The sequence below is a fragment of the Prevotella multiformis DSM 16608 genome (assembly GCF_000191065.1).
Lineage (GTDB): Bacteria > Bacteroidota > Bacteroidia > Bacteroidales > Bacteroidaceae > Prevotella > Prevotella multiformis.
Map to the genome: position 1 here is coordinate 897,208 of NZ_GL872283.1, position 26,949 is coordinate 924,156.

At 53.2% G+C, this 26,949-nt stretch carries 16 protein-coding genes; 4 read left to right on the forward strand and 12 right to left on the reverse strand.

Going from position 1 to position 26,949, the window contains the following annotated elements; all coding sequences use genetic code 11:
* Positions 1-124: 124 nt before the first annotated feature.
* From HMPREF9141_RS08935 to HMPREF9141_RS08955, 5 genes are all read right to left on the reverse strand, one after another.
* Positions 125-3,454: a glycosyltransferase family 117 protein gene (locus HMPREF9141_RS08935; protein WP_007368380.1), complete on the reverse strand. Its 3,330-nt coding sequence runs from the start codon at positions 3,452-3,454 to the stop codon at positions 125-127.
* Between the two features lie 846 nt (positions 3,455-4,300).
* Positions 4,301-5,608, reverse strand: coding sequence for a phosphopyruvate hydratase (eno, locus tag HMPREF9141_RS08940; protein WP_007368382.1), 1,308 nt, complete (start codon positions 5,606-5,608; stop codon positions 4,301-4,303).
* Between the two features lie 125 nt (positions 5,609-5,733).
* Positions 5,734-6,309, reverse strand: a complete 576-nt coding sequence (locus HMPREF9141_RS08945; RefSeq protein WP_007368383.1) for a LutC/YkgG family protein — start codon at positions 6,307-6,309, stop codon at positions 5,734-5,736.
* Positions 6,310-6,425: 116 nt separating this feature from the next.
* A complete protein-coding gene (locus HMPREF9141_RS08950) occupies positions 6,426-7,814 on the reverse strand; it encodes a lactate utilization protein B (RefSeq protein ID WP_007368384.1) in 1,389 nt (462 codons plus the stop codon).
* A gap of 38 nt (positions 7,815-7,852) precedes the next feature.
* Positions 7,853-8,584: a (Fe-S)-binding protein gene (locus HMPREF9141_RS08955; RefSeq protein WP_007368385.1), complete on the reverse strand. Its 732-nt coding sequence runs from the start codon at positions 8,582-8,584 to the stop codon at positions 7,853-7,855.
* Between the two features lie 256 nt (positions 8,585-8,840).
* On the opposite strand from HMPREF9141_RS08955, the gene HMPREF9141_RS08960 reads away from it, so the two are divergent.
* Positions 8,841-10,709 carry a DNA topoisomerase 3 gene (locus HMPREF9141_RS08960; protein WP_040555026.1) on the forward strand — a complete coding sequence of 623 codons (1,869 nt, stop codon included), beginning with the start codon at positions 8,841-8,843 and terminating at the stop codon, positions 10,707-10,709.
* A 959-nt stretch (positions 10,710-11,668) separates the two neighbouring features.
* Here HMPREF9141_RS08960 and ccsA read toward each other — a convergent pair.
* The 5 genes from ccsA to HMPREF9141_RS08990 form a co-directional block, all read right to left on the reverse strand.
* Entirely contained in the window at positions 11,669-12,457 is a 789-nt protein-coding gene (gene ccsA / locus HMPREF9141_RS08970) for a cytochrome c biogenesis protein CcsA (protein ID WP_007368388.1), read from the reverse strand.
* Positions 12,454-13,788: a cytochrome c biogenesis ResB family protein gene (locus HMPREF9141_RS08975; RefSeq protein WP_007368389.1), complete on the reverse strand. Its 1,335-nt coding sequence runs from the start codon at positions 13,786-13,788 to the stop codon at positions 12,454-12,456. Before HMPREF9141_RS08975 ends, ccsA begins: the two co-directional genes overlap by 4 nt.
* Positions 13,789-14,303: 515 nt before the next feature.
* Complete coding sequence (gene nrfA, locus HMPREF9141_RS08980; protein ID WP_007368390.1) at positions 14,304-15,800, reverse strand: ammonia-forming cytochrome c nitrite reductase; 1,497 nt, start codon at positions 15,798-15,800, stop codon at positions 14,304-14,306.
* Between the two features lie 197 nt (positions 15,801-15,997).
* Positions 15,998-16,627 (reverse strand): cytochrome c nitrite reductase small subunit, encoded by a 630-nt coding sequence (nrfH, locus tag HMPREF9141_RS08985; protein ID WP_007368391.1) that lies wholly within the window; start codon positions 16,625-16,627, stop codon positions 15,998-16,000.
* 805 nt (positions 16,628-17,432) lie between these two features.
* Positions 17,433-18,845, reverse strand: a complete 1,413-nt coding sequence (locus HMPREF9141_RS08990; protein ID WP_007368395.1) for a hypothetical protein — start codon at positions 18,843-18,845, stop codon at positions 17,433-17,435.
* A gap of 340 nt (positions 18,846-19,185) precedes the next feature.
* On the opposite strand from HMPREF9141_RS08990, the gene HMPREF9141_RS13905 reads away from it, so the two are divergent.
* Positions 19,186-20,670 (forward strand): CARDB domain-containing protein, encoded by a 1,485-nt coding sequence (locus HMPREF9141_RS13905; protein WP_050788048.1) that lies wholly within the window; start codon positions 19,186-19,188, stop codon positions 20,668-20,670.
* The gene (locus HMPREF9141_RS08995) at positions 20,570-22,363 is read left to right on the forward strand and encodes a C10 family peptidase (protein ID WP_257009611.1); all 1,794 of its coding nucleotides are present in this window, start codon (positions 20,570-20,572) and stop codon (positions 22,361-22,363) included. The genes HMPREF9141_RS13905 and HMPREF9141_RS08995 overlap by 101 nt, the downstream gene beginning before the upstream one ends.
* 860 nt (positions 22,364-23,223) lie before the next feature.
* On the opposite strand, the gene HMPREF9141_RS09010 is transcribed toward HMPREF9141_RS08995, so the two are convergent.
* Both HMPREF9141_RS09010 and HMPREF9141_RS09015 read right to left on the reverse strand, forming a co-directional pair.
* Positions 23,224-23,982 (reverse strand): SDR family oxidoreductase, encoded by a 759-nt coding sequence (locus tag HMPREF9141_RS09010; protein ID WP_007368398.1) that lies wholly within the window; start codon positions 23,980-23,982, stop codon positions 23,224-23,226.
* A gap of 1,023 nt (positions 23,983-25,005) precedes the next feature.
* Positions 25,006-25,410, reverse strand: coding sequence for a DUF3127 domain-containing protein (locus HMPREF9141_RS09015; protein ID WP_007368401.1), 405 nt, complete (start codon positions 25,408-25,410; stop codon positions 25,006-25,008).
* Between the two features lie 212 nt (positions 25,411-25,622).
* Here HMPREF9141_RS09015 and dnaN point away from each other — a divergent pair, with 212 nt between their 5' ends.
* A complete protein-coding gene (dnaN, locus tag HMPREF9141_RS09020) occupies positions 25,623-26,747 on the forward strand; it encodes a DNA polymerase III subunit beta (RefSeq protein ID WP_007368402.1) in 1,125 nt (374 codons plus the stop codon).
* Positions 26,748-26,949 lie beyond the last annotated feature (202 nt).

Genomic DNA, 26,949 nt, shown 5'->3' on the forward strand with positions numbered 1-26,949 from the left:
CTGCTGAATGTCGGCCGTTGAGCGGTACGGGACAGTGCTGAATATCAGCGATAAGCCAGAGTACGGCTGCCTGTTGAGGACGGCTAGACTCCGGCTTTTCTGTCTTTTATCCTGATAAGGAATCTCAGGATTCCTGCTGCAGCGAGCCGCCCAGGCTCTGGAACCGCTTGAAGAGATTCGTCAGCTGGGCTGCATGGCTGTTCGCCCATGTGCGGTCGAAGCGGTCGTTCTCGTTGACAAGATTCATCATGATCTGGAAGTGCATTTTGCAAGATCCCTGTGACATGTCAAAATAGCGGGGCGACAGGCTCATGTAGTAGTTGGCATACTGCAAAGAGATCTTCCACAAAGCATCATAGAGCTGGCGTGCCTTTGCCTTCTGGCCCAGCAATGAATAGGCACGTGCCATATCACTGGAACCACTCATGTAGCTGACAGGTACATTGTAATAAGGGATCTCCTTCTCTGCCTTCTGCAGCACCTTCAGTGCCTTGCCTCTCTCTCCCTTGGCGATGAGGTGGAGGGCAAGGTCGGCCATTTCCCGGCGGTGTGTGTAGCACATTCGTGCCACGGTCTCGTCGATGTAGAGCCCCGGCTTGCTGAGGCCGCCCCATCTGAAGCGGTGCATCATCACGTCGTAGGTCTTCTCCGTGTCGAAGTTCCGCAGATTGATGCCGTTTTCATCCTGTACGCTCTGGGTATTGAAAGGCGTGATGCGGTTTGCAAGTCCCTCCTGGATGAAGTTGTCGCCGAGGTTCATGAAGTTCTCTGAACCGACGGTGATGGCTACATAGAGCGGACGTGTCCAGTTGCAGTTGGCGATCATCTCAAGCATCATCAGGTCACCTTTGTAGAGAGCCTGCCTGCCCGCCAGCGAGATGACCATACGGTCGGGGATGGAGTCTCCCGGCCGCATCATGCCGCTGCGGCGTACCGCTTCCTTGTCGATAGTCATGTAGAGCGTATCCGTTGGGATGACATGGTTCCGCGGATCTTTGGAACGGACCCAATACCTGAGGACATTCTTCAGCTCGAACGGATCGTCACCGAACTGTGCTTTTGCCGCTGCCGGATCCTGTTTGTAGAAGTCGAGGATCTGCTGTTTGAACTCCGGCGCTATCTGTACATACTCGTTGGTTCCGCTTACATAATCCAGTCGTGGCCATGAGATAGGCACGCTCGGAGAGTTGTAAGCCGGACGGCGCATCTGGTCGATGTACCAGTCGGTCTGCAGATAGGAGAGGTTGCAGACACGTGTGTCGGTGCGTACTCCTTCTACTTCCTGGTTGTACCAGAGCGGGAAGGTATCGTTGTCGCCGTTGGTGAAGATAATCGGATTCCCTTTCTTCTGCAACGAGTTAAGATAGTTCTGTCCAAAGTCACGGCAGGTGTATCGGCCTGACCGGTCATGATCGTCCCATGTCTGCGATGCCATCTGGATGGGCACGAGCAGGCAGGCAAGGGAGATGACGGATGCGGAGAGTACCGGTGCGATCTTCAGTTTGCGCGCCCAGTCGTAGAGTGCCAGCACGCCCAGTCCGCACCAGATGGCGTATGCATAGAACGAACCGGCATAAGCGTAGTCACGCTCACGAGGCTGGCTCGGGGTCTGGTTCAGGTAGATGACGATGGCAAGTCCTGTCATGAAGAACAGGAAGAAAACGACCCAGAACTGCTGTATGCCCCGCTTGCCGCGCCATGCCTGCCAGAAGAGTCCGATCAGACCGAGCAGCAATGGCAGACAGTAGAACACGTTGTGACCCTTGTTGGCTTTCAGCTCGTCCGGCATCTTGCTCTGGTCGCCGTAGAGTGCGTTGTCGATGAAGGAGATACCGGTGATCCAGTTGCCGTGTTCGGGCTCGCCGTTGCCCTGAAGGTCATTCTGCCGTCCGGCAAAGTTCCACATGAAGTAACGCCAGTACATGAAATTGCACTGATAGGAGAGGAAGAACCTGATGTTCTCCAGCTGTGTAGGCATCTTCACGCCGTCTACGTCGTGGCCGGTGATGCCGCCCATCCACTGTTCGTACTGTGCAGCGTGCCCCTGGTCGTACATACGCGGGAAGAACATATTCTGTTCAAACACCTGTGTCGACTTGTGGCGGACGAGGAAATAGGAGTCTTTTTCATCCTTCGATGCTTTCTCCTTGCGCTCATAGACGGGTGCTCCCTCGTCGAACTTGTAGTGCATGCCGTCTTCGGCCACGGCCGGCTGGCTCGAATAAGCCTGTCCGTACAGCAGCGGCCGGTCGCCATACTGGTCGCGGCTCAGATAGCTGCCCAGTGTGAAGATGTCCTCCGGAGAGTTCTGGTCCATTGGCGGATTGGCTGTCGACCGGATCACGATCAGCGTATATGATGAATAGCCGATGATCAGCATCAGCATGCAGAGCAGTGCCGTGTTCTTCACCCGCGAAGAGACAAGTGCGACCCGCTGCCTCTTGCCGTTGTTGCTGACAGGACGCTGCCATTGCAGGAGGATGTAGACAACAACGAGGAGGAGGATGCCGGTGATGAAGGCCGTCCAGCCATAGCCGTAGAACGGAATACCGATCAGTGCCAGTGCCGAAAGGAAGGCAAGATTCTGACGCCGGCTGCTGTTGTCCCGGTAGGTCTCATAGATGCCCCAGACGAAGGCGGCGATGAGCAGGACAATATATACGATGGTGCCCGTGTTGAACGGCATGCCCAGCGTATTCGTAAAGAACAGCTCAAACCATCCGCCTACCGTGATGATGCCGGGGACTACGCCGTAAAGCACGGCTGCCACGAGCACTACCGAGAGACCGAGTGCGAAGAGCGAGCCTTTCAGGTCGGCATCCGGTACCTTCTTGTAATAGTAGACCAATACGATGGCGGGGATGCAGAGGAGATTGAGCAGGTGTACGCCGATGGACAGGCCTGTCATGTAGGTGATCAGCACCAGCCAGCGGTCGGAATGCGGCTTGTCTGCGTTGTCTTCCCACTTCAGAATCAGCCAGAACACGACGGCCGTGAAGGCAGACGAGTAGGCATATACCTCTCCCTCGACAGCGGAGAACCAGAACGTGTCGCTGAACGTGTAAATCAGTGCGCCGACGAGCCCTGCTCCCTCAATGGCAATAAGCTTGGCAAGTGACGGGGCTTCCCCGTCACGGACGATCAGACGGCGTGAGAGATGGGTGATTGTCCAGAAAAGGAACATGATGCACGTTGCCGAAAGCAACGCACTCATGGTGTTGACCATGCGTGCCACCTGCGTCGGATCGCTTGCGAAATGTGAGAAGAGATTCGCCGTGAGCATGAAGAACGGTGCCCCGGGAGGATGCCCGATTTCCAGTTTATAGCCTGTTGTAATAAATTCGGGACAGTCCCAGAAACTGGCTGTCGGCTCGATAGTGGAGCAATAGACGAAAGCTGCAACCAAGAATGCAACCCATCCGACGATGTTGTCCACCAGTCTGAATTGTTTCATTTATGCGATTAGAGTTTACATGCTGCCCGATCCGTATCCGACGCAGGCAGGAAGATTTTATTTCGAAATAACCTGTGCAAAGGTAATAATATTAATTAAGACAGCACAATGACAAGGATGAAAATATATTAAAACAGGCTGTCGCCGTTGAATACGCCGACAGCGGATGGCTGCCGTCCGGTAGAACCTGGCTGTCTTCGTCTTCTATGCGTAAACTCCGCCCAACAGGCAGTTTGCCAATTTCCCGTGAGTCGCAAGTTCCCCTTCCCATCCTGTGACTTACACCGGTTTCCGGCTGTACGACGCTTCTTTCCCTACCGATCGCTTGCTGTCCGGCGATAAAGCGCAAAGGTGCAGGGATGCAACACGTCTGGTGTTGACCGACGGTACGGCTGGTGTCGGGCATCGGCATATCGGCAGGAGGTCGGGTTCGCTCCTGTCACCATGATACATACCGTTAAGAGGAATTGACCGGCTTATAGGGAAAATGACGGACGGGACGGCAATCAATACTGAATATGTTTACTGGACAACCCTGACGGGAAACGCGGAGCACCCGGTATCTCCTCTCTCTTCCCGTGCTCCCTTTCTTCCCGCATCGGAGGTCGTTTTGCTTCCATGATTCTGTGTAAGGCAATTCCCCCTGACGTCCTCCGGCCTTCCCGGGCGTGCCCTGACCGTAACTTTCCAGAATCAGGAAAGGCCGGGAACAGCCGGGTGCATTTCCACAGGTTATGCGTCCTTGCCATGTCGAAAGACCGTCCGGAAGAAACGGAAAAAGGGACTGTCTGCCATGAGACAATCCCTTATCAGGCTTCGTGTCCTGCCGCAGGGCAGGAGCTGTATTTACTTCAACTTGGCATAGCCGTACTTTGCACAGGCGCCGAGTTCTTCCTCAATGCGGATGAGCTGGTTGTACTTGGCCATACGGTCTGTACGAGACATAGAACCCGTCTTGATCTGGCCGGAGTTGGTGGCAACAGCAATGTCGGCGATGGTTGTATCCTCTGTTTCGCCTGAACGGTGAGAGGTAACAGTCGTATAGCCGTGGCGGTGTGCCATCTCGATAGCCTCCAGTGTCTCTGTGAGGGAACCGATCTGGTTGACCTTGATCAGGATGGAGTTGGCCGCACCCATCTTGATGCCCTTTTCGAGGAACTTGACGTTGGTTACGAACAGGTCGTCACCGACGAGCTGGCAACGGTCGCCGATGGCAGCTGTCAGCTTGACCCAGTTCTCCCAGTCGTTCTCATCGAGACCGTCCTCGATGGAGTCGATAGGATATTTGGTGATAAGGTGCTCGAGGTAAGCAATCTGCTCGTCAGCGGTGAGCTTCTTGCCGTTAGGATCCTTCGGCATGCCGTTCTTGAGCTGGCGATAGTCGTAGAACCACTTGCCGCCCTCGCATACGGCGAACTCGGATGCTGCGCAGTCCATTGCGATCTTCACGTCCTTGCCCGGCTCGTAGCCTGCATCCTTGATGGCCTGGATGATTGAGTCGAGTGCATCCTCGATGCCGTCGAACTTAGGAGCGAAGCCGCCCTCATCGCCTACGGCGGTTGAGAGACCGCGCTTCTTCAGCAGCTTGGCAAGAGCGTGGAACACCTCAGCACCCATGCGGATGCCTTCTTTCTCAGTCGGCGCGCCTACCGGACGGATCATGAACTCCTGGAATGCGATAGGAGCATCAGAGTGTGCGCCGCCGTTGATGATGTTCATCATCGGAACAGGAAGTACGTAAGTGTTGGCACCGCCGATGTAGCGGTACAAAGGAATATTCAGCGCCTTGGCAGCAGTGTGTGCTACGGCCAGAGAAACACCGAGGATAGCGTTAGCACCGAGCTTGCTCTTTGTAGGAGTGCCGTCGAGTTCGAGCATCTTGTAGTCGATTGCACGCTGGTTCAGCACACAGTCGCCCTTCAATGCCGGAGCGATGAGGTTGTTGACATTCTCGACAGCCTTGAGGACACCCTTGCCCAAGAAACGCTTCTTGTCGCCATCACGAAGCTCCAGTGCCTCGTTCTCACCGGTAGACGCACCGGACGGAACACTTGCACGACCCATTACACCGTTTTCGAGTGTTACCTCTACTTCAACTGTAGGATTGCCACGTGAGTCAAGAATCTCGCGAGCATGTACTTTTTCAATCTTCATAACTTATGTGTTTGTTAAAAATCAGTTATATTTCTTCTTTCCTTTCGCCTTGCAAAGTTAATAAAAAAAACTTGTAACCGCATTCTGTCAGGACGTTATATTTCTGTTTTTGACAAAATTAACGTTTATCCGATGAGGATGACCGTGACGCCTCTTGCGGCCTGTGCGCCCATGACGAGAGCCTGTTCAATATCGGCGGTCTTGCTCGGTCCGGAAATAAAGCAGCCATAGCCGTAATCCGTCATCTGGATGCGGCTGTAGGCTTCGTGCATGTTGTTGACGATCCGGCGGCGGCGGACAAGGATGACGAGCTGTTCTGATACGAAGCAGACGACCCTCTCCTTCATGGTCTGCGGAACCCATACGCAGCCGTTCTCGGCCACGGCGACCTGTCCTTCGACGATGCCCACATCCGTGCCGTTGAGTTCCTGTGCCTCCGCAACTGTATCGGGGTTGCGGTCGGCCTGTATACCCTTGACGTTTGATGCGAATACCTGGGCATCGGGGTAGGCCTGCCGGATGATTGCGTTCAGGTCGTCGGTCTCTTTGGCCTCAATGACCTTGCAGCCAACGTTTTTGCTTGTTTCGATGAACTGTCTGGCAACATCGGGATAGGTGATGCCTTTGACGGCTGTCTCGGGCATATCAAACTGCTGGATGGTATGTCGGCGCAATCTGCGGAGTAAGTCTTCTTTTTTCATTGATGCGTGATGAATGTTGGTTGATGGTGAAGTGGGGTGGGAAGGATGGAAAATGAAAGTCTGACGGCAGGAAGCAGGGTGGGGGAGCGGAAGGGTGTCTTCTGGCCGGCAGTGTCTTATTTCCCGTTCTTCAGTTCCTCCATGGCCTGTTTGAATAGCGCATGGAAAGGTTTTCTTGCAAAACGGGGCATGGTGTGGCCGATGCTCCATGGATTGAGACTGGTGTCCGCCCATGCCTCCGGAATGTAATTGGCCACGGAGGAGTTCCGCAGGAGCGCATCGTAGACGGGGTAGTTCTCGTAGACGGCTTTCATGCCTTCCGCCATGACTTTCTTCTCCTTGTTCTCTGTCCCGTAAGTCTCCAGGCTCTGCCGCCACCGGTATATCTGGCTGCCCGGAGTCACCTTGGCGGGGCAGACACAGTCGCAGCTCAGGCACAGCGAACAGGCCGACACGTTGCCGCTGTGCTTCTTGGGATCCTTCAGCATGCTGAGATTGACACCGATGGGTCCCGGAATGAAGTAGCTGTAGGAGTAGCCCCCCGAACGGCGGTAGACAGGACAGGTGTTCATGCAGGCACCGCACCGGATGCACTTCAGGGTCTCCCAGTGTGCCGTATTGGCTGTTATGTCGCTTCGTCCGTTGTCAACAAGGATGACGTGCATCTCTGCTCCCGGCCGCGCTCTGCGGAAATGAGACGTGAAGGAAGTGGCGGGCTGCCCTGTCCCGCTGCGGCTCAGGAGCCTGTGAAAGACGGCGAGAGAGGCGTAGTCCGGGATGACCTTCTCCAGTCCCATGGCTACGATATGCAGCTTAGGGACGGAAGTGGACATGTCCGCATTCCCCTCATTGGTGCAGACGACGCAGTCGCCGGTGGCCGCCACGCCGAAGTTGCAGCCCGTCATGCCGGCATCGGCATCCATGAAGTCCTTGCGGAGATTCTGACGCGCGCAGTAAGTAAGGTACGTCGGGTCGTGGTTGCCGATTTCCTTTGAGATTCCTTTCTCCTCAAACATCTCCCCGACCTCGTCGCGTGTCAGGTGGATAGCCGGCATCACGATGTGGGCGGGTTTCAGATGCATCAGCTGGAGGATGCGTTCGCCCAGGTCGGACTCGACGACGTCAATCCCTCTTTCCATCAGATAAGGATTTAACCCGCACTCCTCCGTCAGCATGGACTTCGACTTGACCAGTTTCCTGACCTTGTGTGTTTCAAGAATGCCGTAAGCGATCTCGTTGAACTCCTGTGCATCCTTGGCAAAGTGTACGATGACCCCGTTCTTCTCCAAGTTTGTCGTGAACTGCTCCAGATAGTCTGCCAGATGGGTGACGGTGTGCGCCTTGATCCGGCTGGCCTGTTCGCGCAGGTTCTCCCATTCGGGAAGCTGGGCTGCCGCTGCATCACGCTTCTGCCTGACTGACCAGAAGGTCTGGTCGTGTCTGGATATTTTCTCTTCGGGATTCTTCAGGAACTCCTTGGCTCTTTTTGAATGATAGGTTGACATACTTGTATTTACGCTTCTTCTTTATTATAGTATGTGTGTCACAGCCCGGCTGCCAGTATCTCGGCTACGTGCATGAACTTTACCGGGTACTTCTGCCGGGCAGCCACGCCCTGCATGTGCATCAGGCAGGAACAGTCCGAACCTGTGACGATCTCTGCTCCGGTCGCCATGTGCGCCTTCACCTTGTCATTGCCCATCCGGCTGCTGACATAAGGCTCCTCTACCGCAAACATCCCGCCGAAGCCGCAGCACTCGTCTTTCCGGTCGGGCTCTTTGACCGTTATGCCGTCCTTGAGTCGCAGCAGATCCACGATCTTGTTGAACGGTTTTATCTGCAGTTCCGACGGTGAACTCAGCCCGAGCTCCCGTACGCCGTGGCATGAGTTGTGAACGGAGACGACATGGGGGAAACTACCCGGAAGCTCCCTTACCTTCAGGATGTCGTGCAGGAACTCCACCAGTTCCATGGTCTTTTCAGGGGTCTGGCACGCATGGTCGAGTATCTGCGGGTAGTTGACCCGTACAAAGGCTGCACAGGAGACGCTGGGAGTGACGACATAGTCGAAGTCGCGGAACTTGTCCTCGAAGCGTTCGGCCAGATGCTCTGACATACGTTCAAACCCTCCGTTTGCCATAGGCTGTCCGCAGCAGGTCTGTCTCTCGGGGTAGACTACATTCAGTTTCAGTTTCCGCAGAAGCCTGTAGGTGGCTACGCCGACCTGCGGATACAGGGCATCGACATAGCAGGGAATGAAGAGTCCGACTCTCATAGATTGTATGTATTCTCTTGTTCGTTTGTGTGCTACAAAAGTAGAGAAAAAAAGTCATATAGAAAAAGAATTGAGTGGAAAACGGCAAAGCGGCGGAGGAAAATTCCACTGTGTGATATTTTTTCTTACCTTTGCACGTGTGGAAGGCCGTACCGTCCGGGAAGAAGACTACGCCCGGGAGGCGGATTCCCGGAGGAGGGCTGGCCTTTCTGTCCCAGGCCTCTCCGGCTTCCATGTTTACTTTTCAGAGAAAGATATGATCGTTTGCATAGCAGAGAAACCCAGCGTAGCCAAAGACATTGCACGGATCCTTGGTGCCGACAGACCTTGTAGCGGCTACATGGAGGGGAACAATTACCAGGTCACATGGACCTTCGGACACCTTTGTGAACTGAAGGAACCCGATGATTATTTCCCGAACTGGAAGCACTGGAGCCTGGCGGCTCTGCCCATGATTCCGCCCCGGTTCGGCATCAAGCTCATCGAGGACGAGGGCGTGAAGAGGCAGTTTGCCGTCATCGAGAAGCTGTATCATTCGGCAGAGCTGATCATCAACTGCGGGGATGCCGGACAGGAGGGAGAACTGATCCAGCGGTGGGTCATGCAGAAAGCGGGCGTGAAATGCCCCGTGAAACGCCTGTGGATTTCTTCCATGACAGACGAAGCCATCCGGGAGGGATTCGCCAACCTGAAAGAGCAGGGACAGTACCAGTCGCTCTATCTCGCAGGATTGTCCCGTGCCGTCGGCGACTGGCTGCTCGGGATGAACGCCACGCGTCTGTACACATTGAAGTATGGAAACAACAGCTACGGACGGGGACAGGTGTTGTCCATAGGACGTGTCCAGACACCTACCCTTGCTCTTATCGTGCAGCGGCAGAAGGAGATAGACCATTTCAAGCCGGAACCTTATTGGGTGCTGGCGACCGTCTACCGTGACACGCAGTTTACGGCCACAAGGGGCAGGTTCAGCTCCAGGGAAGAAGGGGAGCGGGCGTTCTCCACCATTGAGGGAAAACCGTTTACCATCACCAGTGTGACGAAGAAAAAAGGTGCGGAACAGCCCAGGCAGCTCTACGACCTCACCTCGCTGCAGGTGGACTGCAACCGGAAGTTCGGCTTCTCCGCCGAGATGACGCTCAATACCATCCAGACACTGTACGAGAGAAAACTGACGACTTACCCCCGTGTGGATACACAGTTCCTTTCCGACGACATCTATCCGAAGTGCCCGCAGATCATGAACGGCCTTTATCAGACGGCCTTTGCCGGCCAGCGTCTCTATGCCGGTCTCGTGAAGACATTGGGCGGGAAGCCGCTGCCGGAGAGCAGGCGTGTGTTCGACTCCTCGAAAGTGACGGATCACCATGCCATTATCCCCACTGGGGTCCCGCCGCAGGGGCTGACCGATGCGGAGCGCAAAGTCTACGACCTCATTGCCCGCCGTTTCATCGCAGCGTTCTATCCTGACTGCAAGTTCGCTACAACGACCGTATTGGGAAAGGTGGACGAGGTAGAGTTCAAGGTGTCGGGAAAGGAGATACTGGATCCGGGATGGAGAGTCTGCACAGACAGCGGTCCTTCCCAGTGCGCCGCCTCTGAAGAGGGACAGGGAGGAACTGCCCGGAACGAGTCGCTGCTCCCTGCCTTCACCAAGGGAGAATCAGGGCCGCACACCCCCACGCTGACGGAGAAACAGACCGTCCCCCCCAAGCATTATACAGAAGCCTCGCTGCTTCGTGCTATGGAGACGGCAGGCAAACTTGTCGAAGATGAGACTCTCCGGGCTGCAATGAAAGAAAACGGAATCGGCCGGCCGTCCTCACGTGCGGGAATCATCGAAACGCTCTTCAAGCGGCATTATATCCGGCGGAAAAGGAAGAACATTGAGGCGACCGAGACAGGCATCGCCCTGATTGACACCATCCACGAGAAACTCCTTACATCCGCAGAACTGACAGGTATATGGGAGAAGAAACTCCGTGACATTGAGGCGAATAAGTATGATGCGGCACAGTTCGTCAACGAATTGAAGCGGCAGATCAATGACATTGTCAATGATGTCCTGGCCGACAACTCCAACCGGAAGATAGGACAGATAGAAAACAATGCAGGCAAACAATAGGAGAAAGACAACCGTATAAAAGGCAGGGACACCCTGTCACCTGCCGTCAGCAGCAAATGGGATAGGTTTTTAAACCTGTCTGTCAGGTTGGGAAGCAAAGGGAGAGAGCGTCAACCCCAGTCAGTGGACTGCATCATCCCGATCGCTCAACTGCACCGGCTGTTCTGGGCAGAGGGCCGGGAATCGGATTCCCGGCGGCTGGGAGCAGGATTCCCGACGGCTGGGAACAGGATTCCCGACCGGTTGGGAACAGCAGTCCCGGCTGGGAAGTCCCTTGCCGTCTGCAGCCCATTCATTCTGAAGTTTTCCTATCCTGCGGGCCGGTCCTTCCTTTTGGCAGTAAAGGAAATGGGTCAACCTTGTTCTCCAAGGGGGGCTTATACCCTGTTTCAGTTTCTTGCTGCGAACTTGGAGGTTGTTCTGTCTGAATGTTTTTTGTCCTTCCGAAATAGGGAGTGATGAAGTAAGCCTGCTGCATAATAAGGCACACGGAGGGGGGACTATCACGGAGATGCCGGTGGCACACAAGAGCGACAGGGATGTGACGTACGGGGTTTCTTTTATTTTCTGGATAAACGCTATTCATGATTCTCACAGACAAATGCTCTGATAAAACGCTCAAATAACCTCCGCTCCACGCACCGACGGTGTCTCCGTTATAGGGTTCTTGCCTCCGTTCATTCCCTGTCTCTGTGTGATATTCCATCAAAGTCATCAACTCACGAGACAGACCTCATCACTCCAAATTCCTGAAGCCCCTGTTTTTTCATGATCTGATCGCTTGCAGTCCGTCAAAGCTTCAGTCCTCCGGCGCTCTTGGCAGGGCGGATAGTGTCCCGGAAATAAGCCAAGTCTGTTCTGCTCATATCGGTTTAAACGAAAAGACCCGTGTTTCCGCAATGGCTATACATTGCGGAAGCACGGGTAGTGACAGGCATGGCCTTTCTCTTTTGCCGGCTTCAGTTCAGGTTGTAGGTGTGAACGCTCATGCCCTGTGCCGAAGGCAGGTAGTTGATTCCCCACCAGCACATTTGCAGGAGACAGAAAGAAATGATCAGTATCCAGAGTGAGGGCCGGACGGTGCGGGGATGGTACTGGCGGTAGTGGACATAGACGAGATACGCCAGCCATGTAATGGCCGCCCACGTCTCTTTGGGATCCCACGACCAGTAATGTCCCCAGGCTTCCTTTGCCCAGACGGCACCCATGAGCATGCCGAGCGTCATGAACGAAAGGCCGACATAGGTGAGGTTGTCCGTTATCTCCATTTCCTTGTCAAGGTCTTCTCCTTTCTTGAAGTAGAGCAGGTACACGGACATGACCGCTGCGGCCCCCAGAAGTGCATACGCCATCATGTAGACGATGACGTGAGGCGCAAACCACGGGCTCTGCAGTGCGGGCATAAGGGTCTTGGAATGGATCTCCGGTCTGAGGAGGTTGATGCCTACGAAGACGGCCGCAAGGAGTGTAGAGAAACTCAAGATCCACTTGTACCGCCAGCGGCTGTAAACGATGATGCCTGACAGGGGAAGGAAGAAGCTGTACCATAGGCGCGTCTCGCCCATTGTACGGAGCGGCGGCCGTTCCAGGGTGATCCACATGATGAGGATGTAGGCAAAGAAGACGGCAAGTCCCAGTCCTGTCGTCGTAAACGCCAGTGTACGGCGGTTGCCCCACGCAGCCCATGCTCCTACAGCCCACAGGGCTACGGCCAGCAATGCAAATACAATAAAGTAACTCCAGATCATGCTTCTACCTCCTTCTTACGACTTGCCGTCAAGAACATACCGACAGCACCAAACAACAACAAGAAAATACCTATATAAACGACTGGCAGCCAGGGATCCGTCACCAGTTCAAAGACGCTGAGATTGCTCCATTTGCCCATCTGCTCATTGTAGCTGAGCTGATAGATCTTCCAGCCCTCAATGTTGAACGGCTTGTTGACTTCGATCTCCGTCTGAATATTCTGCCCGCTCTGGGTATAGATGTCGACAACGGAAGCAAAACGGCGTGGCTCACGGTCGGGCATCGCCAGTTTTCTGCCGTCAGGAAGCTGTAACGCCTGATAGGGGAAGAGATAACTGCCGCTGGTGATCCAGCCGGTTGCCGTGCGTGGTTGTCCTTTCCCTGATGGGGATTTGCCGTCACCCGCACGTGCGCCGGTCGTCACCTTTACGAGTAAAGCACAGGCCGACCCCCGGGCATCTGTCGCCATGTAACCTTTTTTGTTCTGCGCCTGTCCCAGAGAGTCCATACGGATATTCGCCATCATCCCTTCCGGCACTTTGCCGACCATCTGGTTCAATGTGACGGGGATGGCATTGTCAATGCGTTTGAGAATCTCGATCCTGCAGTCGAGCAGCTGCCCGGTCGTCATGTTCTTTTCCACAAGGAGGTTTTCCGGTTTCCCCTGTGGAAGCGGAAGGCCTTTCTTGTCGATGAGCATGAGCTTGGGGGGGTATTCATCAATGGTGAATTTCTCCAGCTGGATGGCTACGGGGAGATGATGGACACTCCCGAAAGCATCCAGGCCGCGCCATTCCGGCTGCCCCGTCTCGCAATACATCTTTACACGCAGCATGTCGGCGCTGCCGAGCGTGCCGCACGTCAGTACGATGAACAGTCCTGCATGACTTGTCAGTGTGGGCAGACGTCTCCATGAGAAATGGGCGATCTGATTTAAGGTCACCTCCCCTACAATTGCCGTCATCCACAGATACACAAGGATGAATGGCCAGAAGTTCAGCATCTTTGTCAGGCCGACAGGGTCAAAGGGGCTTTTGCCTTCCGCTGCCTGTCTGGTTACTCCCATGAGTAACGTCAGTATGGCGGCTGCGGCAATGGCCGGTATTGCCGCCTGCATGGTGGTCATGAACCGACACAGATAGGAATGTCTGCGACGCATGAAGACGGCGACAAGTGCCAGTATGAATAGAATGAGTATGATGATGTTGGCGGGCCAGATGAAGATGCCCCATTCCAAGGGACCCATCGTAGCTTGTAACAGTCCGCCGGTGACTAACAGTCCGATGACTATTGCTGTTCCTTCCTTCAGCGTATAAGGTTTATTCCACATAAGTGTTGTTGAATGTTGGGAGTTGAATGTTGAGGGTTGAAGCGGGGGACCCTGACGGTCATAGAGGATTTTCCCACGGATTGCTTTTCCTGAAGACAGGGTGGGGGTAAGGCATGCTGTATGATGGAATCAGCCTCTGCTGCCTGTCCTGCTGCCTGCACCTCACCAGTCGGTCGGTTCTGTCAGGTATGGGTTATCCTGCTGATTTCCAGTATTAGAAGCCTGTTCTCCCGTCATGCCCGGCCGAGGGTACAGTCGGTCTTATGACCCATGGTACTTCCTTTGTATGAGCACGGATAGTAATCGTTGTGCTGCTTTTAACCGCTTGATGAGAAACCGCAGCTCTGTCCGTTGAGAGGCATTCTGAACCGGCAGGGTCTGCTTGCAGTCCCTTGCTTCTCCGGCTGCGGCCGTGTCTCCTCTTGCTATATAGGATCCGTATTAATCAGCTGATAGTTGACAGCTGGCAGGAGGACCGCCAGCCGTCAACTATCCGACTGTTGACTTTCAACCGACTACATAGGTTTTGTTATGAATCGCTTGTTCTTCTTTGCAGTCTCAATCCACTTTGGTACGACCGTATCCAGGAACTGCTTCTTCTGCTTGTTGAGCTTCGGCATATCCAGTCCGATGTACGACTGAGCCTTTGCCTTGGTGGAGAGATCAGGAAGCGGAATCTGACCTGTGAATCCGTGGCGGGCTACCACACGGGCGATCTGCAGGCGTGCATCCTTGGCATACTCCATCGCACTGGCGAGGAGACGCATGATCTCCTGCGGGGCATGGAACGCTGCACCGTGGCTGGCAACAGCATAGTCCCAACGCCACTGACCCTTGCGGATGTCGGACAGGGCAGTCTTCATCTCGGCTTCCGTCGCACCCTTTTCCCAGGCGAACTTGGCTTCGATGTGCGCTGCGGCAAGTTCCTTCTCTACGTGTGTACGGAAGTCATAGATCTTCTGCTGACGTTCGTAAACATTCTGGCGGAGTGTCTCGGCATCCTGACGGTGACAGGTCTGGCAGGTGCGGTCGATGTGTGCCAGAGGACTCATCACGTGGTGGTCCGTGTATTTCACGCCGCCCTCGGAGATGTACGGCATGTGGCAGTCAGCACAGGAGACGCCCCGCTGTCCGTGGATTCCCTGCATGTAAAGTTCATAACCCGGGTGCTGGGCCTTGAGGATCTTCGCCTTAGAAAGCGGATTGATGTAATCGTAGAAGCCGATACTGTCGTAGTATTCTTCTGCCGCCTCACATGTCAGACCCTTTTCCTGCGGGAAGTGGAGATAGTTTCCGTTTTCCTTTTCGAAATAGTATTCTGTGTGGCACTGTGCGCAGACCAGGCTACGCATCTCCTGGTGCGTGGCTTTCTTCACGTCTTTGCCGACGCGTGCCCACGCCTCATAGAGTGCAGGACGAGCGGGACGGAGATCCATCGTCCGTGCATCGTGGCAGTCAGAGCAACCGATGGTGTTCATGGCCTCTGGTCCCCAGTCGCTCCACTTGGCAGCATAGAACTTGTCAGTACCTTTTTCACGCATAAGGCGTGGAATATCCGGACCCTTACAGGTCCAGCATGTACCGGGTTGTATGTCTTCCTGTCCGTCGACACCGGGGCTTCCTGTACGCAGGATCTTGCGCAGGTCTTCTATGGCGTGCCGGTGCCCGCGCGGTGTGTTGTATTCCCTCGAGAAGGCGTATCCTGCCCATAGGACGACCATTTCCGGACGTTGTGCCAGTACATCCACCTCCTGCGAGGAGTTGTATTTACTTACGAAACTCGTGTCTTCCGTCATTGCCCATGTCTCGTATTCGCGGGGGAAGTCCTCTGCGAATTTCTCGTTCTGGGAAACGATGGAATCCGTCATCTGTGTCCGTCGGTTGTTGAAGATGCTTGCTACTTCCGCTCTTCTCTCAAGCATGGAAGAACATAGCAGTCCGAGCACGAACACGATGACCATTGCTCCGCCGAAGAGCAACCAGCCTTGCCATTTCTTTAATGTTTTTGCCATAATTATAGGTTTTTAATATTTTGTTCAATGATTAATGATATGCAGTGATAAGCGATGATAAGTGTTTATGGGTGATATAAGCGGTGATATATTAATGATATGCGGTGAAAAGCGATGATAAGTGTTTATGGGTGATATAAGCGGTGATAGCCGATAGAGGATGATGGCTATCTGTGGAGAATCGCCGGCAGGTGGGCTTATTCTCTTCCCAATATCTTCTGCAGCCAATGGGGTACAGGAGAGGGGGGCATGGGTTCTACGAATTCCGCCCCCGGCGTACTTGAAAGGGAGTTCTTTTTCATGTGGGCCACGTCACGGTGGCAGTCCCAGCATGCCTTGCCCTCACCGCGCTTCGCTTCCATGTAGTCGATGCGTCCGGTCTTGACAAATTCCTGGTTGAGCTGCTTGTGGCAGCGGATGCAGTTGTCCATGATAACCTCTGCGGATGCGTCTTCAGCCTCGATGGACTGCGACTCGCTGCGTGTGACGAAATAAGCCACGTGTTTCATCCCGTCCATTCCCTTGAAGGCATAATGGGCGGCCATGTTGTTGTTCGGTACATGACAGTCGTTGCAGGTGGTGTTGCGTGCGTGCGCCGAGTGTGACCACGTTGCATAATAGGGCGACATGATGTGGCAGTTGATACATGCCGCAGGGTCATCACCTACTATATATGTGTGCATACGGAGCAGATAGAGGAACAGTCCCGTCAGTCCTACTATGACACCGCACAGCAGAGACAGTGCGACCTTCTGCCTGTATGAAATGGATGCCAGGAAATTATCCAGCATTCCTTTCAATTTTGAAAATATGGCTTTTAGTTTCATAGGAATTAAACCTTGTTCGTTTGCAAATATACCTAATTTTTTTTAACAAGATGTAAATTTTGAAGAAATAATCATCATTTGTTAGGATTTTAACATATTCCCTTGTCTTTCCCCTCTGTCATTTTCCGTGAAAGTGATTTTACATCAGAGACCGGACAATTGAATGTGGTATAAAGGCTTTGCTGTCCCGGTAAATGTTTCCCATACCAGCCGGTCATCCGTCCCTTATATTTAATAAGGTGTGTAGATAGTGACAGAAACGAGCGAGCCTTTCCGTCTCATGCATTGTGCTGATGCCTGTCACCAGCCGTGCTGATGCCTGTCACTAGCCGTGTTGATGTCCGTCACCCGGCGTACCGGCAATGGATATTATGCGTGGTGTGGGATCGTATTGCAGTCGGTTGGCGGGATGTATTGTCGTGGAGAAGCGTTGTGCTGCCGTAAGCTGACGTGACTTGTCGGATGGGAAGGGAAGGCTTTTCATGAGGGTGTGTCAAAATGCAAATTAATAACTTGACAACTTTCAAACTATAAGCAGGTTTTCTCTAAAAGCAAAGAAAAGACCATTTCTTTACTCAAAATCGAGTAAAAAAATGGTCATTTTTAATGAATTGTTTCAAACTTTGAGATTGTCAAAATGGTATTTGCATTTTGACACACCCTCAAGGGAACGATTCATGAATCTGTGTGCTTTATGTCTTGCCGGACTGCAATTTGCCCATGTCCTTTCAACAAGTTCCGTTGTACAGGGAAGCCCATCCTTCCGCCGGGCGGCTTTCCCCACCAGCAGGCATTCCACGGCGTATTACAGTGACAGGATGAAATCATCCCAGTCCTTGGGAGTTCCCTTTTTGTTGAATGCCTTTTCAAAAAGCCGGCGGCGTGTGGCTGATACCGATTCGCGGCTGTGTGCTGTGAGGCCGGCTATGACGCTCGGCTGAAAGCCGGTCTTTATGAGCAGCGAGACACGGTATTCGTAATTATTCATCTTGCAGATATCGTGAAGATGTCCGTTAAAGTCCGGATAGGCCTGTTCGACCACAAGAGACAGCTGCCGCCAGTCATCATTGTGAAGAATGAACAGACCGTCCCCTGTATCAAGATGCCGGATGATGTGCTTGTAGATGTCGGAGTTCCTTATCATTGCCGTTTTTCTTTGTTCGGAATCCGCATCTCTGTTCTTTTGGTTCTTTCGAAGACTTTTGTAATGGTCTATCTTGAGGCGCATCAACGCTTTCTGCTGGCGGTTGTAGCGCATGGCAAAGACAAAGACCGCGACGACTGCGGCCATGGAGACCAGGGCGATGACAAGCAGCAGGCGGTAGACCTTCGCATCAGCATTCAGTTTGATGTTTTCCTGTTCTTTCTTGCCGTAGTTGTAAAGTGCATCCATACGGAGGAGGGTCTCTGTACGCCGGTACAGGCTTACGGAGTCCGTGAACCGGATGAAAGCCTCCATATACCGGGAAGCTTTCTTTATTTCCTGATTCCTTATATAGATATTGGTCAGGAAGCGTGCGGCACGCTGCCTGTCGAAAAGGTTGCCGTTCTTCAGGATTTTAAGGCTCGTCAACTCACAGTCCCGGTAGTCGTGTATGCCGTAGTAGTACTGGGCGGTTGTCATGAGGACGGCCGGCGTATTGGCGTTCAAGGTGTCTGCTGCAATGGCATGATAGTATTTTCCTGCTTCGCTCCACTTCTTTTGGTCTACCAGGCTTGTCAGCATCAGGCAGTTCAGTTCGGTTCTCTCGTACCTGTATCTGGATGGTGCCGTTTCGACCAGCTTCATTGCAAGACCGCAGTAAAACAGGCAGGAGTCGGGTCTGTTCATGCTGTAGAAGGCATTTCCCAGATTGCGGTAACAGTACAGCATCCCTGTCGTGTCGTTGTTCGATTCATAGAGTGCATACGCCTTGCTGTACATCTGCGCCGCTTCCTTTGCCATATACTGGTAGATGAAGGCGTTGCCAAGCTGCTTGTAAGCCTTCGCCTTGAGTGTTGTGATGGCTGTGTCGGGAGTATCGGCAGCCGGGGCATCGATGATCTTCATGAAACAGTCACGTGCAAGGACGGCCTGGCCGCTGTCCTTTGCGGCACATCCCTGTATATAGAGACTTCTCAGGTAATCAGGACAGGTGCTGTCTTTCCTTGTCTGCCCTTGACCGCATGAAATGAGGCAGCCGAGCAGTAACAGACAGAAAAAAAGAGGATGTTTCATCAGATTCTGTTTCGTCCTATCCACACTTTACTCACTTATGCAAAGTTATGAATAATTGGTTTACCATCAAAAAATATTATATTGTTTTTGAATAAATCCTCCTTTTTCCACTGTTTATGCACTTTTGTACATCATTTGTACACTCGATTTCAGTCCCTCACCGTAGGAAATCAGATACCTTTGCAACGTTTCTACACGGTTTCAGCTATCGTAATCTCACATCACAGGAACCGGCGTCATAGGCTGCCTGAGGACGAATGCAGTCTGAGGGTTCTGCTCTGACGTTGTTGGCAATGGAAGAAGAACCGCCACCCTAAGCGGTCAGTCCTGGGCAAACGGTATGCAGAAGTATTTCTGGGCGACCAATGCGGTCGTAGGAAAGCACTATTTCAAATGGTTCAATCAATTGTCTTCCGACAATGATAAGGGCTGTGCCTATTATGGTTCGACGGAGGCGAAGTCCGGTGACTGCGCCGTTCTTTCCTCCGGCAAGATCTCGCTTGTCGGTTCGGCCAACCCGCGCCTTTCGTTCAATTACTATTTTGTCAACAATGGTACACACAAGATTGTCGTCAGCATAAATACCGCGCACGGTATTGACGAGACGATAAAGACGATTGATTACGAGAAGGTAAAGGAAGCAGGAGCCGAAGAAGGATGGCAAAACGTGATGCCGGATCTGTCTGAATACAAGGGCGAGAAATACGTTACGGTCAGCTTCAGGGCTACCATCGGCAACCCGAAAGCCCTTGTACTGCTTGACAACTTCCGTGTAAGGGATGTCTATGACTACGATTTAAGTGCGCATATCACGGGACCCTCGAATGTCACGTCAGGGGCAAAGACCCACTATAATGTCATCGTCCGGAATGAAGGCATGAAGCCGATGAGCGATTACAGGGTCAGTCTATATGTCAACGACAACATTGTCGAAAGCAAGGCGATGACGGAGGCACTTGCCGCCAATGCAGAGAGAATCGTCGGATTTGACTACGACGTGCCTGCGACAGCGGACAATTCAATGGACGTTAAGGCAAAGGTTGCCCATGACTTCGACATGGACGAGAACAACGACGAATCAGATGTGCTGACAGAACCCGTCTACGCTCCTTCGTTCCCTGCCATCAACGATCTGAAAGCTTCTAAGCAGCCGGAGGGTGTGGTGCTCCACTGGAGTTCGACAGCCGGCAAGGAGTATGTTGTAACCGATAATTTTGAACGGTATGCGGCTTGGTCAACAGACAATATCGGTTCATGGACGCTTGTTGATGGGGACAAGAACTCTACCTTCGGCTTTGGCAACCAATTCCCTAAGCAGAGAACTCCTTTCTCCTGCATTGTCTTCAATCCTTCTGCTGTCGGTGACAAAGGCAATAACCTTGATCCGCACAGTGGCAGCCAGTACCTTGCCTCCTTCTCTTCAAGCCAGGGGGCGAATGACGACTGGCTCATATCTCCCGGACTGTCAGGAAGGAAACAGACCGTGAAGTTCTGGGCGAAGACCGTTAGCGGCACTTACGGCTGCCAATCCTCACTTCAGATGGTGGTTGGAACAGATGGACCGCACTGTACGCACTGCGGCGGCCAGGAACTCGCCACTGAAGGTGACACCCCCGGGCCCGGCGAAATACAAAGAAAGCATCAAGCCCCTCTTGAAGACGCAATGGGGGCAGATGGCACCTTACAACAACCTCTGTCCTGTGTCAAGCGGTACAGCCCGGTGCCTGACAGGCTGCGTGGCGACAAGTATCGCACGGGTGCTGTATTTCCAGCACGACCCCAAAACGGGATATGGGATGCGGACGATATACTACCCCCAGTATGACACAAACGGCACTCCGGTCTTCGTGGATTTCAGCAAGGAAGTCTTTGACTGGGACAACATGCTGCCTACCTGCGGCTCTTCGAAGGATGCCGCAAAAGGCATGGCGTCGGGTACGGGACAGCAGCAGTATGCCGTCGCACAGCTGATGCGCGACCTTGGCGTGGCGGTAGACATGAATTATGGTGAAGAGGCAAGTGGCACCAACCATGGCTCTGCCGCAACCGGACTGCAGAACTACTTCGGACTGAACAACGTGAAGAAGGTCGACCGTAAGGCCTATACCGAACAGGCATGGATGGATATTATCTACCGGCAGCTCAATGACGGCCAGCCTGTCGTGTATGGAGGTCTCGATGCGACTGCCGGCGGGTACAGCTTCGTACTCGACGGGTATGACAAGGAGGGGAAAGTACACGTGAACTGGGGATGGTATGGAGAGGATAACGGCTATTTCGTGATTGCCGACCTCGACCCCTACCACAACGGGAAATCCTATCAGTTCAACTCTGCCCAGGACATGATTATCAATATAAAGCCGGAAGCGGCAACGAAGAGGCTGTCTGCCAGAGTCCTGCCTGCAGAAGCCGGCACACTGGCCTCGCAGATCGATATGGACAAGAAGTATGGTTACGATACGCTCAAGGTGTCAGGATCGATAAGCGGAACTGATATCGGCCTGATACGTGAGATGGCCGGACGGGGAAGGGACGGACAGTTCACGGACGGCCGCCTGCATGTCCTGGATCTGGAAGACGCCGTGATTGTAAGCGGAGGCGAACCTTATCTCCATGCGGACGGGAAAGACTATAAGGTATCTGACGACGAGCTTCCGGAGAGGATGTTCTACGGATGTTCCTTCCTCTCCATTACCTTGCCCGATGGCATCAAGACATTTGGAGACGGTGTACTGGCGATGTGCAATGGACTGGATTCGGTCAAGATACATACCGGTGACCATCAGGATTTCATCATCGAGAATGGCATTGTATACAACAGGAAAAAGGATGAGGTGATAAGCGTACTGCCCAATGCCATGGGCAACCTGAGTCTTCCCAAGGGGATGTTCCGCCTGCACGATTATGCGCTTGCCGGATGCTACCACATCAAGAGCGTGAAGCTCCCCTCCACCTTACAGCACATTGGGCGTGAAGCCTTCAACAGCTGCATGAGCCTGAATATGACGAAACTTTATTCCAAGACGGTGCCTGTACTTGACGGCCCCGGAGTGTTTACAGGAATTGACACCCATACGCTGAAGATATATGTCCCGAGAGGAAGCAAGTCCCGATACACTGCTGCCGGACAATGGAAAGAACTGTCCTCTTCCTCCTACGTCGAGTTCGGGACAACCATAAAGGCACGCAATGCGACACGTGAGATCGGGCAGGACAACCCGGAGTTCTCCTATCAGGTCATCGGCGATTACGTGAAAGGGAAAGCAGAACTGAAGTGTGATGCCGCAAAAGACAGTCCTGCGGGGAAGTACGTGATCCGTTGTCTGCCCGGTACGATTACCGAGGAAGGCGTTGAATATGTGGATGGCTGGCTTCTCGTTACACCGTCAGCAGGAATCGATACTGTGCAGACCGGTGTACAGGACGGCGGAGCCGGCTATACGCTTAACGGCACGCGGTGTCCGGAAAACTATCACGGCATCGTATTGAGAAAAGAAAAAAAGGAAGCAAGGAAGTAGAACATACCTTAAAGGGGCGGGAGTATCCCATCTGACGGTTTCAACAAGGACTTGTTGCGGACAGACGGGAGACTTCCGCTCCTTTCTGTATCTCAGGCAGCCACTTTCTACGGCCTTCCGTTAAATGCGTAGATTGGAAGAGTAAAGGCTTATGCACTTGCAGGGTATGACTGTCCGAAATCAGAGGGGCTTCAAAGGAGGCTAAACTGCAAAGTAAGATGCAGTAAAGGCGAATGGATACGAAGCCTGTCCATCAGCCTGTCTTTCCGCCTTCTACAGACAACAACTTCCCATACCATCGCTGTTTGTAAACTGTTTTCATGCAACGCAAAGCAACACATGCCCTTCTGGCTTCTAAAAGAGGCCTGACTGACTTGCAACAGATGCCCTTTCAGCGTGTTACCAACGCCCTTTTGAAGTCCAATCAAGCACCTTTTTTGGGCAGCTTGATAACCAATTGGTTTACTGCTGGTTGCAAACCTGCTTTTTGCACGTTTGTTTTATATTTGCAGCTGGGTTATTTGGAATTTATGTAATGGTTTTTCAAAATCTTATCTGTGTTTTCAACGTATTAAATTGAAAAGGTCTTTGTATCGAAGGAGGATGACAGAATGGACGGTTGACGGTCCAGGCTATGTTTTTGTTTAATGAACTTCGGCTCTTCCGTTAAAGCCATGCGAAAAGCATTCACACATTTAACGGAAGAACCTTTTTTACTGCTGGCGGTCCTGAGGAATCCTCGTGGATGGCCTCTTTTCTTTTCAGCGGGCGGCCTCGCCTCCCCTTGAAAAGCAAGGGAGATTCCCATGCGGCTGGAGAGAAGGCGGTGGCAGGAAAAGCCTCGGACTGTCCGTGTTTTTTCACGGTTCACGGTACATCACGCTGCCGCTTGCCTGATGGGTGGCAAGGACCAGTACCTCGGCGATCTGGACATGGGCTGGGGCCGAAGCGGCATAGAAGGCCACATCGGCAATATCCGTTCCGGTGAGAGGCCTGATGCCCTGATAGACTTTCTCGGCACGTGCATCATCACCGTGGAAACGGACGTTGGAGAAATGCGTCTCCACCAGGCCGGGCTTCACGGTAGTCACACGCACAGCCGTATGGGCAAGGTCGATGCGCAGTCCGTCGCTGAGGGTTTTCACGGCGGCCTTCGTCGCACAATAGACATTTCCACCTGCATAGGCCGCATCGCCTGCCACAGACCCGATATTGATAATGTGTCCACTGTTTCGTTTCACCATCCTTGGGGCAATGAGCCGTGTCATTGTCAGAAGACCTTTGACATTGGTGTCGATCATTGTCTCCCAGTCCTCAAAACTTCCTTCGTACTCCGGCTCAAGTCCGAGTGCCAGTCCCGCATTGTTGATCAGCACATCTATCTGCTGCCAGTCGGGCGGCAGACTGTTGACGGCGGCTGTCGCCGCTTTGCGGTTCTGCACGTCGAAAGCAACGGCCAGCACACGTACGCCGTCTGCCTCAAGCTCTTCCTTCAGATCGGCAAGACGCTGTACCCTGCGGCCCGTGATGATAACGTTGTAGCCCCCTTGTGCGAACTTTCGTGCGCAGGCTTCTCCAATGCCACTGGTAGCCCCTGTGATTAATACTGTTTTCTTCATACGATGAAAAAAAATCCGTTTATTTGATGTTGTTGCTGTCCGAAGACATAATAGCGTGTTTCCTCCTGCATGTTCCCTTTCAACAGACGACTCCACATTGCTTTTGAAGAAAAAGTAACCCCGCCGATCTGACAGATGCTGCCGGGTGCAGCCCTCTTTCGCCGGGTGGCTTCCCTTCCGACGGCATATCATGAGCGTAAGGCCTTCAGCACACATGACGGCCATTGACGGAACGGCTGGTGACGGGCGTCAGCACGACTGGTGTCAGGCATCAGTACTTCGGCAGAGAACGAGGTGTTCCGTCGACATAACCGTCCCCAAAGGCGGAAAGGAGGGAAACCTGGCGGGAAATGGAGGCGGCGACCGCCCCCATCAGACAGGATTATTGATCTGGCGACCGCAGAATAAGACGCAGATACAGCCTTGTCTCTTCATTGTATCCGCCCTCCTCTCATGTAGCGGGGCAATGTTTTGACATCCCGCATCGTCCTGTCGGGCACGGTCTGTCCCTGCCGGCTCTTTGTGCCCTTCTGCGCAATTGTGCATCATCTTCGCGGTTCTCTTCCAGTCGCATGGTCTGCTGCCCTCTTTCAGAAAAGAAGGGGGAATCTGCTCACCTGAAAGGGGGAGGAACCGTCAAAGAAGTCTTATGGGAACTGTCTTGAATTAGACTGGTAAAGATCGATGCGCTGTGTTTTTTTCTGTCGGTCTGTCCGCCGGCAGCGTGAATGTCGGGATAAGAGAAGGCTTGTCCGTCGGCTGATACAGACGGCAGAACAGGCATCCTCTTCCGCCTGCCGATGAGGCTTTGTCGGAAAGACGAGGATGCCCGTCCCTGCGGTTGGATATTCGGGATGTCCGTATCCTTTTGTCTGACGATTTCTCTGACTGGTTCTCCGTCCGTCTGCATATCGGTGCTCCTCGATCCTCACAGACTGCCGGGCTGCCCCGGAACGGATGTTCCCGGTCAGCCGGACGGGAAGACAGATGATGGAAGTCAGCCGGGACGGGAACCTGACCCCGTTAGAAGGGGAGGTCGTCGGTAGAGTCTTCTTCCGTCTGTGCCGGAGGGAAGGGGGCTGCCTGGGTCGTTGCCGTGGTTGCGGCAGCCTGCTGAACCGGAGCCGCCATAGGTGCTCCGCCGGCCTGCGCGGCCGTGGCATCTACGCGCTGTATGTTCCATGCGCGGACATTGTTGAACCAACGGCCGTTATATTCATGTGCGTCAATGTCAAAGCTGACATTGATTTCCTCGCCGGCCTTGATGGCGAACTGTTCGATTCGGTCTGCACCGAAGATGTTGAAAACCATCTTCTTCGGATACTGATCATGTGTTTCGATGACATACTCTTGTGACTTCCATGGTCCGCGGGCAGAAGTTCCCTCACGTGCAGGGAGGACTGCGATGACTTTTCCTTGTAAATCCATTTATCTACTTGTTTTGGTTATTTTGTGACTATAATCTGTCTGCGAAATTACTAAAATAGTTCTAAAAACCGAAACTTTTATACCTAATTTTTGTTTTTCACGTCCCTTTTTCGTATTTTTGTACGTTGAAGTCGATCGGCGGCGGGAGGGATCGTTCCCGCCGGTCTGCCGGAAACAACGTAAATTGGAAATATTAACTAAAATAGATACTAATGAGATTTAACCTTTCAAGCACTGCTTTGAGCAGCCGGTTGTTGACTCTCTCTCGAGTAATTAACAGCAAAAATTCTCTCCCGATTCTGGACTGTTTCCTGTTCGAGATTCACAACAGACAGCTTACGATTACGGCATCAGACAGTGAGAATGTCATGCGTGGCACCTTGAACCTTGAGGATTGTGAAGGCGAGGGCGACTTTGCAGTGAACAATCATACGATTCTCGATGCTGTGAAAGAACTTCCCGAGCAGCCTCTTGCACTGGCTGTGAACATGGAGGAGATGAAGATTTACGTCACCTATCAGAACGGTTCGTACAACTTCCCGATCATGAGTGCGGAGGAATATCCCAGGGTCCAGCCGATGTCGGAATCTGCCACGACTGTCACCATCGGAGCCGCAAAGCTCTCGGACAGCCTGACCCGTTCGCTCTTCGCGACTGCGCAGGATGAGCTTCGCCCGGTGATGAACGGCGTTTATTTCGACCTGAAAGAGGACGGCCTTGCCGTTGTCGCCAGCGACGGCCACAAACTGGTCAGGAACAAGATCTTCACCGTCAAGAGCGAGACACCGGCATCGTTCGTGCTTCCCAAGAAGCCGGCGACCCTGTTGAAAAACGTGCTGTCCAAGGATGGTGGTGATGTGATCATCCGCTTCGACGACCGGTCTGCCGAAGTGTCCTTTGCAGAGGGCAATCTTGCCTGCCGCCTGATCGAGGGGAAGTATCCGAACTACAACAGTGTGATTCCGTTGGACAACCCCAATCTGGTGACCATAGACCGTAAGTCCCTGATAGGCGCGCTGCGCCGCGTGCTGCCTTTTGCAAGCGACTCTTCACAGCTGATCCGCTTTTACGTGTCATCCGGTCTGCTGGAACTGAATGCAGAGGACATTGACTTTGCCACAAGTGCGAAGGAAAGCGTGACCTGCGAATATGGAGGCAATCCGATGAGCATCGGGTTCAAGGGATCCAGCATGCTCGACATTCTGAACAACCTTGAAAGTGACGACGTGGTCATCCAGCTGGCCGACCCTTCACGTGCAGGGGTAATCGTACCGGCCATGCAGCCTGAGAGTGAAGACATCCTCATGCTGATCATGCCGATGCTGCTGAATGACTGACAAGACACAAAAGAAATAGATTCTGTTCTGGGAGAAGGCCGTGCAGCTGACATAGAAGCATTCCGGAAGTCACCCTCTGAAGGATTGCCGTCTTTCAGACGGACGGTTTCTGCTTTCCTCATCGAAAGGGCATGACAGACCGTGCGGAAGAAGGGGAAGGCCGGAGATGCCGCATGAAAGCGCATGGATGCGAAGAGCTGGC